This window comes from Rhizobacter sp. P1_G5, from assembly GCF_056405435.1.
The window spans coordinates 1-2361 of the sequence record NZ_JBFUCB010000796.1 but is presented as its reverse complement, the minus strand read 5'-3'; the positions used below and the strand labels follow the sequence as shown (position 1 = coordinate 2361).

At 68.1% G+C, this 2361-nt stretch carries 3 protein-coding genes; 2 read left to right on the top strand and 1 reads right to left on the bottom strand.

Annotation, left to right across the window (positions count from 1 at the left end):
• A partial coding sequence (locus AC1D12_RS31190; protein WP_477845070.1) for a Gfo/Idh/MocA family oxidoreductase occupies window positions 1-201 on the bottom strand: 201 nt, incomplete at its 3' end.
• Window positions 202-334: 133 nt separating this feature from the next.
• Here AC1D12_RS31190 and lysS point away from each other — a divergent pair.
• Together lysS and AC1D12_RS31180 are read left to right on the top strand one after the other, a co-directional pair.
• Window positions 335-1843 (top strand): lysine--tRNA ligase, encoded by a 1509-nt coding sequence (lysS, locus tag AC1D12_RS31185; RefSeq protein ID WP_477845069.1) that lies wholly within the window; start codon window positions 335-337, stop codon window positions 1841-1843.
• 35 nt (window positions 1844-1878) lie between these two features.
• Window positions 1879-2361: class I SAM-dependent methyltransferase (locus AC1D12_RS31180; protein ID WP_477845068.1), on the top strand; the 483-nt coding region annotated here is incomplete at its 3' end.

The following is a 2361-nucleotide window of genomic DNA, read 5'->3' as shown; positions in this document are numbered from 1 at the left end:
GGCATCGAGCGATGCGAAACCCGGGGCGCCGGTCAGCTCGACGGCCTTGGCCAGCAGTTCGGGCTGGTTGTCGCAGACCGCGACCCATTCGGCCCGGTCGGCATGCTGCTTCAGCGCCGCGATGTGGTTCTGCGCGATGCGGCCGCAGCCCACCAGCGCCAGGCGCAGCTTGCGGTCACGGATGATGGAGGGAGTCGGCATGGGGGCTCTCGAAAGGCAGGCGCTACGCGGGGCACCCGCGAGGCAAACGGGCGATTTTATTCGGCCTGGACGACCCGGGCCGGGGAATCCCGGGCGGCCCGCCTAAAATTGCGGCGCATTTCCCGAGCCCCACATGACCCATACCCCTCCTCCCCAGCCGCCCGAAGACGAAAACAAGCTGATCGCCGAACGCCGCGAGAAGCTGTCCGCGATCCGCCAGCAGGGCGGCGTCGCATTCCCGAACGACTTCAAGCCGAAGCACCATGCGCTCGACCTGATCCGCAAGTACGGCGAGATCCCGAACGAGGAGCTGGAGCCGCAGGGCATCGTCGTGAGCCTGGGCGGGCGGATGATGCTCAAGCGGATGATGGGCAAGGCGAGCTTCGCGACCTTGCAGGACTCGACCGGCCGCCTGCAGCTGTTCGTCACGAAGGACGCGCTGGGCGACGAGGTGTACGCCGCGTTCAAGCACTGGGACCTGGGCGACATCCTCGGTGCCGAGGGCACGCTGTTCCGCACCAAGACCGGCGAGCTGTCGGTGCGCGTGACCACGCTGCGCCTGCTGACCAAGAGCCTGCGGCCGCTGCCGGACAAGTTCCACGGCATGGCCGACCAGGAGCAGAAGTACCGCCAGCGCTATGTCGACCTGATCACCGACGAGGAGGCGCGTGCGCGCTTCGTCGCCCGCAGCAAGGCGCTGGGCTCGATCCGGCACTACATGATCGAGCACGGCTTCATGGAGGTCGAGACGCCGATGCTGCACCCGATCCCGGGCGGTGCGAACGCCAAGCCGTTCACCACGCACCACAACGCGCTCGACCAGCAGATGTTCCTGCGCATCGCGCCCGAGCTGTACCTGAAGCGGCTGATCGTCGGCGGCTTCGAGCGGGTGTTCGAGGTGAACCGCAACTTCCGCAACGAAGGCATCTCGGTGCGCCACAACCCCGAGTTCACGATGATGGAGTTCTACGCGGCCTGGTGGAACCACCACGACGTGATGGACTTCACCGAGCAGGTGCTGCGCCATGCGGCGCGGCAGGCCACCGGCTCGGCCAGCATCACCTACGCCGGCAAGCCGGTCGACCTGGACAAGCCGTTCACGCGCCTGTCGGTGCGCGATTCGCTGGTGGTGCACGCCGGGTTGAGCGAGGCCGAGGCCGGCGACGCCGAGGTGCTGCGCGCGAAGCTGAAGGCGGCGGGCGAGGAAGCGCCGGCGCACTGGAAGCTGCCGGAGCTGCAGTTCGGGCTGTTCGAGGCCGTGGTCGAGGAGAAGCTGTGGCACCCGACCTTCATCATCGACTACCCGGTCGAGGTGTCGCCGCTGGCGCGTGCGTCAGATTCCAACCCCGGCATCACCGAGCGCTTCGAGCTCTTCATGACCGGCCGCGAGTACGCGAACGGCTTCTCGGAGCTGAACGACGCCGAGGACCAGGCGGCGCGCTTCCATGCGCAGGCGGCCAACAAGGATGCCGGCGACGAGGAGGCGATGTTCTACGACGCCGACTTCATCCGCGCACTCGAGTACGGCATGCCGCCGACCGGCGGCTGCGGCATCGGCATCGACCGGCTGATGATGCTGATCACCGACAGCCCGAGCATCCGCGACGTGATCCTGTTCCCGTCGCTGCGGAAAGAGGGCTGACAAGCGCGTCCCAGGCATCGCGCCTACACTGCGCGATGCCTGGATATCTGGTCAAACACGAGCACATCGCCATCGACGGCGTTGCCGACCTGCAGATTCGCTCGTTGCTGGACCGCCAGCAGTTCTCCGACCCCCACCACCTCGCGCTCCAGCAGGGCATCTCGTCGGCGGCCTGGCCGCTGTTCGGGCTGCTGTGGCCGTCGGGCCTGCAGCTTGCCGCGCGCATGGCGGTGCGTGCGATGGTGCCGCAGGAGCGCATCCTCGAGATCGGCTGCGGCCTCGCGCTCGCGAGCCTGGTCAGCCACCGCCGCGGCAGCGACGTGACCGCGAGCGACTGCCATCCGCTCACCGCCGGCTTCCTCGCCGAGAACCTGCGGCTCAACGGCCTGCTGCCGATGGCCTACCGGCACGGGCAGTGGTCCGAATCCGCCGACGACCTGCTGCCACCCGTGCCGCAGGACGAGCAGACGATCAGCGGCCGCTTCGACCTGGTGATCGGCAGCGACATCCYCTACGAG